We start from the raw sequence: 15,789 nt of genomic DNA, 5'->3' as shown, positions 1-15,789 counted from the left end.
GACTTGGGGACGAAGTGCACAAATAGCCGACAAACAACTAATTTGCCGGCTTTATGCTGTAGCTTAATGCAGTTTCATTTTTGGTCTAACAACGCGTAGTACTTTTTCGCTGATCCACAGTGCAAAGGTTTTTGCGCTGCCATGGATGGCACGTTGATGCATACGATAGAGCGAAATATACATAAATCGCGCTATTTTCCCCTCAATAAAAAAGCTATTGCTGGTTAGGTTGCCCATTAAACTACCTACCGTACTGTAGCGTGACAAGTTAACTAAAGAGCCATGATCACTGTAGGTAAAGGCACTGAGTGGCTGGCCTTTGAGTGTGGCAATTAGGTTTTTTTCAACACATTGCGCCATTTGATGGGCCGATTGCGCTCTGGGTGGCACTTGTGTGCCATCTTCTTGAGTAAATGCACAGCAATCACCAATCACAAAGATATCGTCGTTTACGCTACTTTGCAGATATTGGTTCACCTTAATTTGGTTATTGCGGGTAAGCTCAAAGACACCAATATCTTTAATGAAATCAGGGGCTTTTACACCCGCAGCCCAAACCATGATATCGGCTGTGATATGTTCATCGTTTTTGGTGATAAAGCTATTTTCTGTGGCTTCTTTTACTTGTGTGCCTTCGCGTACTGTTACTCCTAACTTAACTAGCTCTCGTTTAGCCGAGTTTGCAATGCGCTCGGGTAAAGCAGGTAAAATTCGCGGCCCTGCTTCAATTAAATCAATGTGTAAGCGTTTAGCGGTCATTTTATTAAGGCCATAGATTTTTAGCATGTCTGACACATGATAAAGCTCTGCCGACAGCTCAACCCCGGTTGCACCACCCCCGACTATGGCAATGGTTAAAGAATGTTGTGGGTCGTCATCTTGATGTAAGCGGGTGAAGTTATCGAGTAGAGCATGCTGAAAGCGCTCAGCTTGTTGGTTTGAATCAAGGTAAAAACAGTGCTTATTAACACCTGGGGTATTAAAGTCGTTACTGACACTACCAATGGCAAGCACAAGGTAGTCATAACTGACTTGGCGCTCAGGTAAAATACGGTGGCCAAGCTCGTCTTTTAGCTCGCTTAAAGTAATGGTTTTGTTGGTTTGATCTAAGTGGCAAAAACTGCCGAGTTGAAAATTATAATGATGTTTTGCTGCATGAGCTGAGTATACAACGCCGTCTAAATCGGCATCAATCGACCCCGTCGCTACTTCATGAAGTAACGGCTTCCAAATATGGCTGCGGTTTTTATCGATTAAAAGTATCTCTGCTTGGTGTTTTTTCCCGAGTTTGTGTCCTAATTGTGTTGCTAGTTCTAAGCCACCAGCGCCACCACCGATTATCACGATTTTAGGAGGTTGGTTAATCATTACGTTGCCCTCAAAAGTATAATACCTAAACACTCTTGCGAAAAAGCGCTTAGGTATTGTAAGTCCATCCATCAATACCCCATGGCAACGCGCCCATTGTGCGCCTTTTTGATGATTTTGTCAGTACCTGTTAAGAACAATATAGTGCGCATAGTTATATCAACGGCCTTGGGAGATTGAGTTAAACGGGTTAACATGGCTAATTCGCAGTAAGAGACCTATCATTACCTGAAAAGGGAAATGACAGTGAGGGATCAGGATGAATACACCACTACACACTTCGTTGAATCAATACTTTGGCTTTAATGAGTTTCGCCAAGGTCAGCAACAAACCATTGAGCAGTTATTAAATCAGCAATCGTCGTTGGCAATTTTTCCAACTGGCTCGGGTAAATCTTTGTGCTATCAATTAACTGCAATGCACCTACCTAATTTGACCTTAGTGGTATCGCCATTATTGGCACTGATGAAAGACCAGATCAGCTTTTTAAATAGCAAAGGTATTTACGCGGCAAGCCTTGATTCAAGCCAAACCAGTGAGCAAAGTCATACGGTAATGAGTGATGTGCGAGCAGGGAAGGTGAAAATTTTAATGGTCTCAGTTGAGCGCTTTAAGAATGAGCGCTTTCGTGAATTTATTAAACAGGTGCCTATTTCGATGCTGGTGGTTGATGAAGCGCACTGTATATCTGAATGGGGTCACAATTTTAGGCCTGATTACCTGAAACTGCCGCGCTATCGTGAAGAGCTTAATATTCCACTGGTATTACTTCTCACTGCTACAGCGACTAAAAAAGTAAAGCGCGATATGTGTGAGCGTTTTGCTATTGCCCCAGAATGTGTGGTGCAAACTGGCTTTTACCGAAGCAACCTCGACTTATCAGTGCTCAGTGTTGCAAGCCAAGAAAAACCTCAGCAATTAGCCAGTATTATAGCCAGCCAACAAGGTGCTGGGATTGTCTATGTCACCTTACAACATACCACTGAGCAAGTAGCCGAAGGCTTGGCAAGAGCGGGCTTTAATGCGGTGGCCTATCATGCAGGCCTTGAGGATGATAAACGCTGGCAAATTCAAGATGATTTTATGGCGGGTAAAATAAATATCGTCGTGGCAACTATTGCTTTTGGGATGGGTGTTGATAAGTCTGATATTCGTTTTGTGATCCACTATGACTTGCCAAAATCAATTGAAAATTATAGCCAAGAGATTGGCCGCGCAGGGCGAGATGGTGCGCCATCAAACTGTTTTACCTTAGCAAACCTTGATGGCTTAAATACCGTTGAGAACTTTGTTTATGCCGACACTCCCGAGCAAAGTGGGATTGACTATGTCATCAATAACATTCGTAACGAGCAAACGAACAACCAATGGGAAATGCAAGAGTACAGCTTATCGAGCGAAAGTAATATTCGTGCTTTAGCATTAAAAACCTTACTAGTGCAGTTAGAAATGCAAGGGGCTATTACGCCTTTATATGCCTATTACGCCGATTTTAAATATAAGTTTTTAACAGAGCAAAACGAGCTACTTAGCCAGTTTGATGCAGATCGACAAGCGTTTTTACAACAGGTATTCAAACACACTGAGTTTAAGAAAATTTGGGGCACACTTAATTTTGATGCGTTAACCCGAGCCACTCAAGTTGATAGAAAACGTGTGGTTGCAGCGCTCGATTATTTAGCTGAAAAAGGTCATATAGCCCTTGAAACCAAACGTATCACGCAAGTGTATGAGGTGAATAACTCGGTAATAAATCACCCTGATTTAGCACAGCAACTTCACCTATATTTTATCGAAAAAGAGCAGGCCGAAATTAAACGTATCGCTACTTTAGTACGCTTTTTTGAGCTAGATAGCTGCTTAAGTTATAACTTAGCTCGCTATTTTGATGACCAACATGCACCCCAGCAATGTGGCCATTGTTCAGTGTGTAGAGGCCAGCAGGTAAAGCTTAGTTATTCATTAGTGCATCAAATGCCTGAGCAAAATGTGATTGCCAGCAAAGTTGCTGAGCTTAAACAGCACTTAGCCGCTAAAGGGATTAATGATGTCAGCATCGATACTCAGTGCCGGTTTTTAGCGGGCATGAGCGTGCCTTTATTTACCCGCAATAAAGTCAGGCAGCTCTCAGGTTTTGGCTTTTGCGAACAGCAGCGATACAGTGACATTAAAGCCTTGCTACAGCAGTTGTAGCAGGGCTTTAGGTGTACAGTTTTAACACTGAAAAGTGTCAAAACTGTACACTTAACTAACCTGAATACTGCTAGTAGAGTAGGTCAGAGGCACTTTTAAACAACGACCCTTGCTCAAGCTTGCTGTTAGGCTGTTTAGCTACCTTTTTCCATCGCTTTAAGTTGTGTTTGCCACAGACCTTAGGTACTGTTTTGGGAAATAAAATAATAAAGCGGAAGTCTTTTCATTGGCTATGCATCAAAATACCGAGCAGGGCATTAATTCTCTGTCGAATAAACAGCTTGAAGACGTTATTGCAGAAATTGAGCAAGCCATTGAGTGGCACCAGTCATGGTATAGAAATTTACTAAGGTGCTTAATTGCAGACATACCTGCAGATGAACAAGACTTAGCAGATAATGCTCATAACCTTTGTCGTTTTGGGCAATGGTTTAATAAGCTACCCGAGCAGAGCATAAATCTTCACCCTTACTTTTCTGAAATCGCTTGTGCGCATCAAAAGATGCACCAAGGTGCCAAAGTCCTATTATCGTTAAAAGAGTCTAAGTCTGTTATTCCGGCTAATTTATTGGACCAGTTTCATGCCGATTTAGATAGCTTGCATGAATTATTTGAAATCCTTATCGATGAATTCTCTGAATTGCTGCATACAAGAGATCCTTTAACAGGTGCATCGAACCGAACAAATTTAGTTGAAAACCTGCAAAAAGAGCATGAGCTTTGCAAACGTAAATCGCTGAGCTGCGCACTGATAATGATCGACCTTGATCACTTTAAGCAAGTGAACGATGAGTTTGGTCATGCTGCGGGGGATAAGGTATTAATAGCCCTTGTTAAATGCATTAAATCTCACTTAAGGAAGTACGATCAACTATATCGCTACGGTGGTGAAGAGTTTTTAGTCTGCTTACCACAAACAGAGCTTGAAGGTGCCAAATCACTTTCTGAGCGATTAAGAGCAGGCGTTGAAGCTTTAAAAATTGAAATTGGCAAAGGTAAACACATTAATGTTACAGGCTCATTTGGTGTTTCGTTAATAAATGCCGGTGATGATATCGAGGCGGCAATCGAAAGGGCTGACGAAGCCATGTATCAGGCTAAAAAGTCAGGCCGCAATCGAGTGTGTGCGGCTTAAATGGTAGCTGCGCTGACTTATTGATAATATTGGTTAAGTAAATGTATGGCTGTAGTCCACCTTCAACGCTCTGCGGTAAACAAAGGTACAGGCAGTACCTTTGTTTATTGAGTTAACCGTATTTTGCTTCTAACTCGTTTGCTGTGTGATAACTTTCGTGAGTTTTCAGCTGCTCTAAATAACGTTTAATTTCAGGGAAATGTGCTAGCAGGCCTGCCTCATCAGCTTTCTCTACAACAAACGACATCATAAAATCAGCACCGGTCAATGTTTCATCCACTAAGTACTGCTTACCTTTTAATTGCTGATTAACATAACTCAGTATCTTGCCAATTTCATGATCAGCATAATCACCAATAAAGTTGGTTTTACAGCCATCTTTTGTAATAAATAATTTTAGTAAAAAAGGTACCATTGCTGAGCTTTCGGCAAAATGAAGCCATTGCTGATAATCAACATAGTTGTCGCTTTGCTGGCTCGGCATAAACTTACCTTTGCCGTACTTACTAATTAAGTAGTCGGTAATTGCGCCAGACTCAGTAATTACTTTGCCATTATCTTCAATAACGGGCGATTTGCCCAGCGGGTGAATGTGTTTTAACTCATCAGGTGCTAAGAATGTCTCTTTATTACGTTGGTAGGCAATAATGTCGTAATCTACGTTTAGCTCTTCGAGTAACCAAATAATACGTTTAGAGCGTGATTTATTTAAATGGTGTAATTTAATCATTTGTTATCCTTAATAGTGGCGCAACATTGTTTGCTGCGCCTAAAAAATTTAAATTGGTTGCTGAACTTGCACGACAGTTTTACCGAAGTTTTCACCATTTAACATAGCATTAAAGGCGTTTAGGGTATTTTCGAAATTAGCTTCAAGGTGCTCTTTATACTTGATTTTCCCCTCACTTAACCATGCTTGCATATCTTTTGCGAATTCTTCATAACGGTGGGCGTAATCATCAAAAATTATAAAGCCTTGTACTTTAATGCGTTTGGTAAGGATTTGACCCATAAGCATAGATAAGCGATCTGGCCCTGGGGGTAATTCGGTCGCATTATATTGCGATACTAGCCCACACAGTGGCACCCGTGCTTTTGTATTCAACAGGGGTAAGACGGCGTCAAATACATGGCCACCCACATTTTCATAATAAACATCAATACCTTTCTCGCAGGCTAAGTTTAGCTGTTCAGTAAAGTCACCTGCTTTATGGTTAATACAAGCATCAAAGCCTAACTCTTTCTTAGCGTATTGGCATTTTTCTTTACCACCAGCTACGCCAACGACCTTACAGCCTTTTAATTTAGCTATTTGCCCTACAGTTGCACCGACAGGTCCTGTGGCAGCAGCAACCACCACGGTTTCGCCCTGTTTTGGCTCACCAATATCTAAAAGCCCCATGTATGCGGTAAAACCAGGCATACCCATAATACCGAGTGCATAAGAAGGGTTTTGGGGATTCTTACCTAGCTTCATTAAGCCTTCAGTGTCACTTATTGCGTATTCTTGCCAGCCTGTGTATGCCAATACCCATTCGCCCTTTTGATAATCAGGGTGGTTCGATTGCTCAACTTGGCATACAGTTGCGCCTACCATTACATCACCAACTTTTACAGGATCGGCGTATGATTTAGCGTCACTCATACGCCCTCGCATGTAGGGATCAAGTGATAGATAAATGGTCCTGAGTAATACCTCACCATTTTTTGGCGCAGGTACTGAGTTTGTTTTTAATACAACATTTTTATCATTCGCTACGCCTTTTGGACGTGTCTCAAGAATATATTGACGATTTTGAATGTCAGGCATACTAAGCTCCTTTTGTCAGCAGTAAATTAAGATACGCTTTTAAGGTTGTGCGGGCACAACATTAAAAATCAATACTAAAATTGTAATTGCTGAATAACACCCTCATTATAGAGTTATTCACGGTTTTGCACTGGTTATAGGAACGGTGTATGCTGTTTTTAGGCTGAGCTAATTGAAAAGGATTGATATGAAACGTATTTTATTATTGTGTGCAGCAGTTTTTGCAACCTCTCTGCAAGCCAATACTGATGTATTATCAGTGGATCCAGTCATGCTCTCTGGCAGTGCTTTTTCATTTGAGAATGATGCCAAGCGTTACCCTAAGCAAAGCCAATTTAGCATTGTCCATAGTGTATTAATGAGCAGTGAAAGTGGTCGCCGTTTAGCGGTTGTGACGATTGAAAATAAAGCATCGGGATCGCGAATTCTTCAGGCTGACCATATTATGGCGCTATTTGCCGATGGGCGTCGTGTACATCCTCAAAGCTTTGACGAAGGTATTAAGTTAGATGATGGCGAAAAGCGCTCTTTGACATTATCTTTTGGTGAAAACGAATACCCGATTTTAGCGGTATACACGAGTTTAAATGAGTAAAAGGAAGACCTATGAAACTACTTAAGCCACTGGCAATAACACTACTTTTAAGCTCACCGTTAACTTTTGCTGTTGATAGCCAAGACTTTGTTAAAGATAACGTTTTCACTCAAGGCATTGAAGGACCAACCATGTATAACGGTGCTTTATACGCGGTGAACTATGCCCAGCAAGGAACCATAGGCCGCGTTGATAACATGGGTAAAACATCGTTATTTGTGCGCTTACCTGATGACAGCGTTGGCAATGGCCTACAGTTTGACTCACAAGGTAATTTGTTTATTGCCGACTATGTTAACCATAATATTTTAAAAGTACCTGCTGGTAGCAATAAAGCAGAAGTGTTTGCCCATAATAGTAAAATGAATCAACCCAATGACATTGCTATCACTAAAAAGGGGGCGCTGTTTGCAAGTGACCCTAACTGGGCGAACGAAACGGGCCAGCTGTGGCGTATAAATGCAGATGGCAGCACCCATTTACTCGAAAAAAACATGGGTACCACCAACGGGGTGGCGGTTAATAACGACAACACTAAGCTTTATGTGAACGAGAGTGTGCAGCGAGTTGTTTGGCAATATGACTTGGATGAGAACTTAAACATTAGTAATAAAAAGCTTTTGATTAAGTTTGCTGATCATGGCTTAGACGGCATGCGCGTTAATAATCAAGGGCATGTGTTTATTACTCGTTACGGCGCAGGGAAAGTGCTTGAAGTCTCGCCTACCGGCAAGCTATTAAATAGCTATCAATTAAAAGGCCAGCACCCAACTAATTTGGCTTTCAACGATACGCAAAGCAAAGTGTATGTCACCATGCAAAAGCGCGGTGCAATAGAAGTACTTGAGCTTTAACCTTGCTTTGCTCGCGTAATCGCGGCGGTGATTGCCGCTTTTGCTTGCGGACTATTTTGCCAACAACTTGAATGCAACATCGACGCTACTCGCTCAGCAATGGTGTTGGCATCAAACCCCGCTAACTCCTCAAACGATTCAATACCAATTTCTTCAAACCGTTTTATCACCGTAGGCCCCACACCTTTGAGTGCTAAAAGCGCGTTGTGTTCTTGCTTGCTAAATGGCATTTTTTCGCTCCTTGTTGATTGAGTCTATAAAATGCTGAGGGTTATCTAGTCCTAGAAAAACAGTGTTGATATCTCCAATAGGCTCAATGAGCGTGATTTTAATATTCGGGTAGCCAGAGTAGTTGTAACGTTTGATTGTGCGTGCGCGTGCAATGAAGTCGGTATTAAAATCAATAGTTTTGATATTTGCTAAAGCAATATCGTAAGCAGGATATAGCCCATAGCGAATAACAAGTTGCGACTTACTGATAGAAACAGGACGCTTTGCAACCGCTCGATACTCTGCAGTAAAGAATAAAAGGCTAAAAATAGTTAAACCAGTGATAATGTTTGCTGCTGATGATGACCATACAAAGTGTAAAAATAAATGCATCAGTGGCAGTTCTAACAAGATAATAAAAATAAAGCCAAGTAAGTTAGCTTGTGATCCATCTTTTTTATGGTAACTAAAATGTTGTTCACCACTGAAATAGCTTGGTTTAATGTGTTTAGCGTAAAATAAGAAAGCCCACATCCGTGTTTCGAAACATAAAAAGTTTGCAATTACGCTTTGTTTGAAAAGCTTATTAATTGGTCTTTCTATAGCTATATCTGGATCGGCTTGCTTGCCTAAAGCGGATTTTATTGCCAGGTACACAGTAATGAGAGCACTTAGCTCTAAAATTACAATCAAAGCTAAAAGCCCGTAACGACCTTGCTCTAAGTAATTCATTAAAAATTTGTTTTGTTCGGGAATAATGTAACTCCCCACTAAAATAGCGAGTGAGCACAGCATCAATGCTTTAAAAGCCGCTTCTTTCTTATTTTTAATTAATATTAAGCAAACTACAGGTAATACTATCAGTGCATCAAGTAGGTATAACCACTCAAAGTTTGCTTTACCAAAGTCATTTAATGGGTGGCTACCTTGGTAATACATACCCCAAAAAAGACTAATACTAATCAGGAAAATAAATGGGATTTTTGACTTTATTGATTTGAGCATTACATCTTCCTTGCTGCTTTTTGTTGCTCATATCATAACCAACAATCTAAACGCTGTCGCTTTTTTATTGTTGATATAATTACTGCCTGTTTAAAATAAAAAAGCGCACCGGGCAGGGTGCGCTTGAGGGGATCAATCCTGTGTAGCTAAAACAGTAGGATTAATTAAAAGCTTGGAGCATATCTTAGTGAAACACCGACTGAGCGGCCAATCACACTATAATCACTCACGGTGTTAAAGTGGTTTGCGCCTACCTCAGGTGTTGGTGGTTCACGGTCTAATAAGTTATCGACACCAAAGTTAACAGCAAGTTCCTCATTAACTTGCCATGCAGCGGCAAAGTCTAAGTAATTTTGTGCTGAGATTGTTTCTGAACGGTCGACAGCATACTCTACTTCACCGATTCTACGCCAGCCAAGTTGGAAATTCATGTTATCTAACTGCCAATCAATGCTTGCGCGGTGTTTGTAATCAGCTTGCAAGATACTCGCAAAGTCGCCCGAACAGGCGCTGCCGTAAGTTCCTTTACAGTCTACTTCGGCTACAGTGCTGTTGTTCTGACGGGTTTGTTTAGTAACAAAGTTACCTTGGTACGAGAATCTAAAACGGCCACCCATTTGATCTGGTGCATCAATCACATAATTTGCTGCAACGTCGATACCTTCTTGCTCAATAGCGGCTAAATTAAAGTCATTAACGATAGCTGTGCTAATAAAACCAGTATTTGGATCGCGAAGTACCGCACCACACAGTGGGTTATTCGGGTTCGGATCGTCAACATAACAGCTTTGCAGTGCAGCACCTGGTTGAATTTGGCTTACCGCATCTGTTACGCGAATACTGTAGTAATCGAGTGATAAATCAAAGCCTTCTAAATAGCTAGGTGTATAAACAATGCCTAATGTATCAGATTCAGCTTGTTCAGGCTTAATGTTCGGGTTACCACCATAGGTATAGTCTGCCGTACTTGAGTCGAACTCAGTGCCAACTGGTGGCGCGCCATAAGCAGCACATTGAGTTGCATCACCGGTGCCCAGTAAACATGGATCGCCGTTATAACGCCCTGCTAGGCGTGGCACGAATTGATCGCTGTTTTGGTCAAATAACGATAACGATAGCGCTGTGATTGGGCTGGCAAACTCACCTAAGTTAGGTGCTCTAAACGCGGTTAAGCGGTTTGCGCGAATACGAATATCGCTGTTTATTGCCCAGTTGATACCTAGTTTGTAAGTGTCTTCTGCTTCGGTATTTGAGTAATCAGAAATACGGTAAGCACCTTCAAAGCTAAGCTCTTCAGCAAAAGGTTTATCAACCAAGATAGGCACTAAAATTTCAGCGTAGAACTCTTCAGAGCTAAAGCTTGCATCCATATCAAATGCGCTGATAGACGCAAAGCTGGTGCCGTTTCTAAATGCATCCCCTGGTGTTTGTTTACCGGTTTCTTTACGGTATTCATAACCGATTGCAAAGTCGATAGCCCCGGCTGGTAATTCAAATAAGAACCCAGAATCACCCGATAGTGTTGCTGAGATCACACTTTGTGTACGGTCGCGAGTGGTATAAAGCAGCGGATCGCTAAAGTCGCTGAAATCATGGTTTGGATCAAAAATATCCACTGAATTTGCAAGGGCAGCAAAACGACTATTACCACTGTTATCATTACGGTAAGCGTTGTTGTAAATGGTTGCTACTTCGTCAGTTTTGCCGTATTGGCCATATACGTCATAGTATAGGTAGTCAGTAATATCGCCTTTTAAACCCAGTTGAAATTGCATTGAATCACGAACAGCTTCGGTGTGTTGCACGCCTAACCCTAGGTTACGCTCAACATTAACAAGGGCATTGCCCTCGCTGTCGAACGTCAGTTGGTTGCGTAGTTCATCTGGAATATACGCATTGTCTTGGCTCAGCGTTACTTGTTCGTTTACAAAAATCGGTGTTTGACCACTGGCACCAGCACCATTTACGGTCACTTTAGAATACATTGCGCGGCCATAGGCAATAGCACTGTCACTTACATCAACGTCAAATAATAAGCCCGCGGAAAAACGGTCCATCGGTTGAGTTAAATAACGGTCAGGAGTGAAATCAGCTGTTTGACGCTCACTTGTTACAGCTCCTGAATCAGCAATACCGATGCTGTTGCCAGATGCAACGTCAGTATAATAACCACCGCTGTTGATCATTGCCGTTGAGTTTTCAAGCGCATAGTCACGCTCGCCAGCTAATAGCTCTTTTCGTTCGGTATAACCTATGTAGCCTGTTACATGACCACGGCCATCGGCGATATCACCGCCAAAAATTGCTTCAAAGTTAAGCTTTTCGTTACCGCCGTCGGCACTTTCGTAACTGGTTGAGAACTCAGCGCCAGTAAAATCATCGTCTAAAACAAAGTTAACAACACCTGCTACAGCATCGGCACCGTAAACCGCTGCGGCACCACCTGTTAGTACATCAACGCGTTTTATTAATCCGGCTGGAATGGTGTTCACGTCAACCGAGTTACGAAAACTAAATGGTACGGCGCGTGTGCCGTCAATAAGTACCAATGTGCGGTTTTGGCCAAGGCCACGTAAATCTATGGTTGATGAGCCAAATGAGTCACCGACTGTGGCACCGGTGCTGTTAGCACCCGCCGCAGCTTGTGGCAGTTTTGCGGTAATATCTTCAACGTTCACAGCACGGTCTAGGTGAATCTGTGCTTCATCAACGCTCACCACAGGGCTACTAGAGACCAGCTCGGTTCGTTGAATTCGTGAACCCGTTACGGTGATCACTTCAGGTTTTTTTGCTTCAGTAGTTTCTTCTGCGTGGGCATAACTAATTACTGAACTTACAGCGAGAGCTAAAGGTGATAGCAGCAATAGCGAGCGATGCCCTGTTGATGTATTTGCTTTCATGATGATTCCCTTGCGTTTTATCATTTAAATCAACGCAGGTTGGTGAATGACCTAGACCATTTAGTTAATTTAATGAGTCATACTTTTTGTTATGATGCTTGTGTGTTCTCCTTTTGGGGAGCTCACCGGTACAGTTTTAAAGCAATTTAAAAGTCTTTGCAATAATTATTCTTTAAATCTATTATTTTAAAATATAAACTATTCCATGTCATCAACCCGCTTATTTACATCTAATAAGCTGATTTTAAGTGATTTATTTATGCATCAACATATTGAAAAACTGTATTTAAGCGCAAAAAAAGAAAGAAAATTAATAATTGGTCTAATGAGTGGCACCTCATTAGATGGCCTTGATATCGCGCTATGCGAAGTATCAGGGCAGGGCATGAACACTCATGTAGAAGTATTAAAGTTTACTACCGTTGATTACGACGATGATTACAAAACGCGTGTAAAGCGGGTATTCGCCAAACGCGAATGTGATCTTGAAGAAGTCACTTTGCTTAACCCTTGGATTGGCCAATTACACGGTGAAATGGTTGCCAAAACGTTAGCGAGCTGGGGAATAGCAAAAGAGCTTGTTGATGTGATTGCCAGCCATGGGCAAACCATTTATCACTGCCCAAAAAACCAACATAATCGTCCAGAGTATGGCAATGCAACACTACAAATTGGTGATAGCGATCATCTAGCCGTGACTGCTGGAATTACTACCATAGGTGATTTTAGACAAAAGCATATTGCAGCGGGTGGCGAAGGCGCACCGCTTGCGGTATATGGTGACTATTTGTATTTCACAAGCACCAGCGAAAACCGCATTTTGCTTAATATGGGGGGCATTGCAAACTTAACCTACTTACCAAAATCTGCAGATGCACGAGCGGTTTTTAGCTCTGACATTGGCCCAGGTAATACCATTATGGATGCCTATGTACAGCGTAATTTTGCACCACTTCATTATGATAAAGATGCCGCAATTGCAGCAAAAGGCACGGTAAGTGAAGATTTACTTGCAGCGCTGTGTGATGATGCGTTTTTTGCTTTAGGGTTTCCAAAAACCACAGGGCCAGAAGTGTTTAATCTAGATTATTTAGCAGCGGCACAAGCACGCTCGAATACGCAGAGCTTATCGCACTTTGATGTGATGGCAACTTTAGTGCAGTTTTCAGGAGTCATGATTGCCAAGGCAATTAACCAATGCAGTGAAGGCTTAACTGATGTGGCTGTATACGCCAGTGGTGGTGGGGTTCATAACCCGTTATTAATGAAAACTATTTTGGCTAATTGCCCAGAACTTACTGTAATCAATAATACGGATTCGCTAGGTATAAACCCAGATGCAAAAGAAGCCGTGTTATTTGCTATTTTAGCTAACGAATGTTTGTCGGGTGGGCAACAACGCTTTGGTAATACCGAGCAAGGGATCCCCGATATTACCATGGGTAAAATTAGCTTTGCTGATTAGGGCCTAGAAAAAGGCTAAAAAGCTTGCGCCAAGATTACTGATGTAATGGCGTAAGCCATGGTTTTTAGATTGATCGCCAGTTAGCAGCTCTGGTGATGTGCTTGCTGCAATGCTGACATCAAACTGGGCGCTGTCTTTAAGTGTTGCATGCATGCCGTGTAGCATTAATTGCAAAACAAATTCACCACTGTGAGTAACATCCTCTAACGTAAGCATAATAACGTGCTGATCTAGATCGTGCTGCGTTAATGTGTGCGCAGTAAAATAGGCCGATTCACGAGCATCAGGGCGCGTTGCACTGATAGAGATCACATCACCTTCGTGGGCATCATCTGGCAGCACACAACAAAATACAACACGCTTTTGCTCATTAGCCGCAAAATGCAATTGTTCGTATTCCATAGTGTGCGCAAGCGCCGCACATAAAGGATCTTCACTAGAGGGGAGTGCAAACGAAAGTTGCACCAAGGCACTGTCCATTACTTCTTCATTACGTTAGGTGATTAAATTAGCGTCAATTATTGATCAGTTAGATGACAGAATTATGACTGTTGTCATATTGCGGATTATTTATTTCAGAAACAGAGAAAAGTTGAATGTTTGATTCCAAAACTGAAATGACTTCTGACAAAGCTGTAATGTGATACCTTATTTGGTTAGTTTCAGAGGTGTACTTGTTATAACTATTTGGGGCTGAATAGTGTTAATCAGACATAAACTTTTCTACTATGAGATTGCGTGGGGGAAATGCGTAATGTAGATACATATAGATTTCGTAGTTTACGGAACGTTTGTATGATCTAGATATTTAGCTCCTTGAACAAGGTTAACTCAAAGTATCAGGAGTTACGAATAAAAACACGGAATATACTCGAGCCTTTGCTTTCATAGTATAAAAATAAATCCATTATTGTGTGGTTGTTATTAGGATTATTTTTATGCAATAAGTTCAAGAAATTGATAGAGATATTGTGTAAATGTAAAAACTAGTGCTACTCTAGCTACGCTTTTCAAGGAAGGAGTTTGTCCTCGTGTTTTCATTCCAAACCCTCGCAATGTTGTTCCTATTAGCTATTTCTAGCTTAAGTATTTGGCTTGCAGATGGTTTCATTACATTCATTGCATTTACCGATGAGGTCGCAAGTATGACTTTTTCACAGCTACTCTATGCAATGACAGAGCTTAATTTGTTTACGATTCTAGCTTTACCAGAATACTGGTATGCGAATTCCAACCATTCATTTTTGGAAGCACCAGCATTTTGGTTTGAGCCTGCAACAAGTATTGCAGGTATCCTCACATTTGTTTTGTTATTGCTATTTTCACGTATTGTTCAACCGTTAACAGGTTACACAATTTCAGCTATCATGCTTTTACTTGGGATCGGCTATATGTTAGTTAGCTGGGGTATTTTGGTTGATGTAACAGAGCCGCAACAGGTTGGCTCATTTTTAAGTATCGGTGTACAAGGCTTGTTGGTTCATTCGATACTTTGTTTTGGAACTTTGCTTTATATGATAATAAAAAATGCGTACTACAAAATATACTCTATTAATAATATTAAGCTTGCTTAGTCATTTTTGCATTGCAAGTGATGTAAGTTGGCAAAAACAAGCAATAGAGCAAACAAGGCTCAATATTATTTTGTTTATTAATATTGCTATTTTTGCTGTTGTACTGGTATTAACACTGTGGCAATTAGTAAAAACTAAACGAGTCAATCAACATCATTATGAACAAAGTGTGTTAGACCCCTTAACACAATTATTCAATCGTCATGGTTTCCACCAAAGCGTTGATAGACTTGATAATAAATCAGGTTTTTTATTAATCGCAGATATAGATAACTTTAAATCTATCAATGATCGTTTTGGGCATAATATTGGTGATAAGGTTTTACATCGCGTAGCGAAAACATTAAAACAGCAAGTTCGTGATAGTGATATTGTAGCTCGTTATGGGGGGGAGGAGTTTGTGATATTTTTTCCTTCACAAGATAGTAACCAACTAAAGATGATCTCCCAAAGATTAATTTGTTCTGTAAGCGCACTCGATTTTTCAGATTTAAACGAAAATCTAAAGCAAGTCACTATAAGTGTAGGCCTCGATAAAGGTAGTGTTGAGGCTAATCATTTTGAGTTGTTATACGAAAAAGCAGACACACTCCTATACAAAGCTAAAAGTTCAGGTAAAAATCAATTTATCATGGGGCACTTAGAAAGTGCCTCAGTTTAGGTCATTATTTACGTTAGC

The 15,789-nt window shown here is 41.1% G+C and carries 14 protein-coding genes; 7 read left to right on the top strand and 7 right to left on the bottom strand.

The genetic code is table 11. From position 1 onward, the window contains the following. Positions 1-63: 63 nt before the first annotated feature. Complete coding sequence (locus tag KQP93_RS18980) at positions 64-1,368, bottom strand: NAD(P)/FAD-dependent oxidoreductase (protein WP_217877377.1); 1,305 nt, start codon at positions 1,366-1,368, stop codon at positions 64-66. A gap of 259 nt (positions 1,369-1,627) precedes the next feature. On the opposite strand from KQP93_RS18980, the gene KQP93_RS18975 reads away from it, so the two are divergent. Beyond that, positions 1,628-3,562: a RecQ family ATP-dependent DNA helicase gene (locus KQP93_RS18975; protein ID WP_217877376.1), complete on the top strand. Its 1,935-nt coding sequence runs from the start codon at positions 1,628-1,630 to the stop codon at positions 3,560-3,562. Between the two features lie 232 nt (positions 3,563-3,794). After that, a complete protein-coding gene (locus KQP93_RS18970; protein ID WP_254907784.1) occupies positions 3,795-4,697 on the top strand; it encodes a diguanylate cyclase in 903 nt (300 codons plus the stop codon). 112 nt (positions 4,698-4,809) lie between these two features. Here the strand turns inward: KQP93_RS18970 and KQP93_RS18965 are convergent, their stop codons facing one another. Further along, entirely contained in the window at positions 4,810-5,427 is a 618-nt protein-coding gene (locus KQP93_RS18965; protein WP_217877374.1) for a glutathione S-transferase family protein, read from the bottom strand. Between the two features lie 48 nt (positions 5,428-5,475). Beyond that, entirely contained in the window at positions 5,476-6,507 is a 1,032-nt protein-coding gene (locus KQP93_RS18960; protein WP_217877373.1) for an NADP-dependent oxidoreductase, read from the bottom strand. Between the two features lie 187 nt (positions 6,508-6,694). On the opposite strand from KQP93_RS18960, the gene KQP93_RS18955 reads away from it, so the two are divergent. Together KQP93_RS18955 and KQP93_RS18950 are read left to right on the top strand one after the other, a co-directional pair. Beyond that, the gene (locus KQP93_RS18955) at positions 6,695-7,102 is read left to right on the top strand and encodes a hypothetical protein (RefSeq protein WP_217877372.1); all 408 of its coding nucleotides are present in this window, start codon (positions 6,695-6,697) and stop codon (positions 7,100-7,102) included. Between the two features lie 11 nt (positions 7,103-7,113). After that, positions 7,114-7,956, top strand: coding sequence for an SMP-30/gluconolactonase/LRE family protein (locus KQP93_RS18950; RefSeq protein WP_217877371.1), 843 nt, complete (start codon positions 7,114-7,116; stop codon positions 7,954-7,956). On the opposite strand, the gene KQP93_RS18945 is transcribed toward KQP93_RS18950, so the two are convergent. The 3 genes from KQP93_RS18945 to KQP93_RS18935 all read right to left on the bottom strand — a co-directional run bounded on the left by KQP93_RS18945 (position 7,953) and on the right by KQP93_RS18935 (position 12,071). Beyond that, positions 7,953-8,186: a helix-hairpin-helix domain-containing protein gene (locus tag KQP93_RS18945; RefSeq protein WP_217877370.1), complete on the bottom strand. Its 234-nt coding sequence runs from the start codon at positions 8,184-8,186 to the stop codon at positions 7,953-7,955. The genes KQP93_RS18950 and KQP93_RS18945 overlap by 4 nt on opposite strands. After that, complete coding sequence (locus tag KQP93_RS18940) at positions 8,176-9,171, bottom strand: hypothetical protein (protein WP_217877369.1); 996 nt, start codon at positions 9,169-9,171, stop codon at positions 8,176-8,178. The genes KQP93_RS18945 and KQP93_RS18940 overlap by 11 nt, the downstream gene beginning before the upstream one ends. 164 nt (positions 9,172-9,335) lie before the next feature. Then, positions 9,336-12,071 carry a TonB-dependent receptor domain-containing protein gene (locus KQP93_RS18935; protein ID WP_217877368.1) on the bottom strand — a complete coding sequence of 912 codons (2,736 nt, stop codon included), beginning with the start codon at positions 12,069-12,071 and terminating at the stop codon, positions 9,336-9,338. 259 nt (positions 12,072-12,330) lie between these two features. Here KQP93_RS18935 and KQP93_RS18930 point away from each other — a divergent pair, with 259 nt between their 5' ends. After that, positions 12,331-13,536, top strand: a complete 1,206-nt coding sequence (locus KQP93_RS18930) for an anhydro-N-acetylmuramic acid kinase (protein WP_217877367.1) — start codon at positions 12,331-12,333, stop codon at positions 13,534-13,536. Positions 13,537-13,539: 3 nt separating this feature from the next. Here KQP93_RS18930 and KQP93_RS18925 read toward each other — a convergent pair whose 3' ends face one another. Beyond that, on the bottom strand, positions 13,540-14,016 hold the full coding sequence (locus KQP93_RS18925) for a hypothetical protein (protein ID WP_217877366.1): 477 nt from the start codon (positions 14,014-14,016) through the stop codon (positions 13,540-13,542). A 551-nt stretch (positions 14,017-14,567) separates the two neighbouring features. On the opposite strand from KQP93_RS18925, the gene KQP93_RS18920 reads away from it, so the two are divergent. Together KQP93_RS18920 and KQP93_RS18915 are read left to right on the top strand one after the other, a co-directional pair. Further along, the gene (locus KQP93_RS18920; RefSeq protein WP_217877365.1) at positions 14,568-15,110 is read left to right on the top strand and encodes a hypothetical protein; all 543 of its coding nucleotides are present in this window, start codon (positions 14,568-14,570) and stop codon (positions 15,108-15,110) included. Then, positions 15,064-15,771, top strand: a complete 708-nt coding sequence (locus KQP93_RS18915; protein WP_217877364.1) for a GGDEF domain-containing protein — start codon at positions 15,064-15,066, stop codon at positions 15,769-15,771. The genes KQP93_RS18920 and KQP93_RS18915 overlap by 47 nt, the downstream gene beginning before the upstream one ends. Positions 15,772-15,789: the final 18 nt, after the last annotated feature.

Origin of the sequence: Pseudoalteromonas shioyasakiensis (assembly GCF_019134595.1) — a bacterium.
Lineage (GTDB): Bacteria > Pseudomonadota > Gammaproteobacteria > Enterobacterales > Alteromonadaceae > Pseudoalteromonas > Pseudoalteromonas shioyasakiensis_A.
The sequence above is the reverse complement of the archived record's forward strand: the minus strand, read 5'-3'. Positions and strand labels throughout refer to the sequence as shown.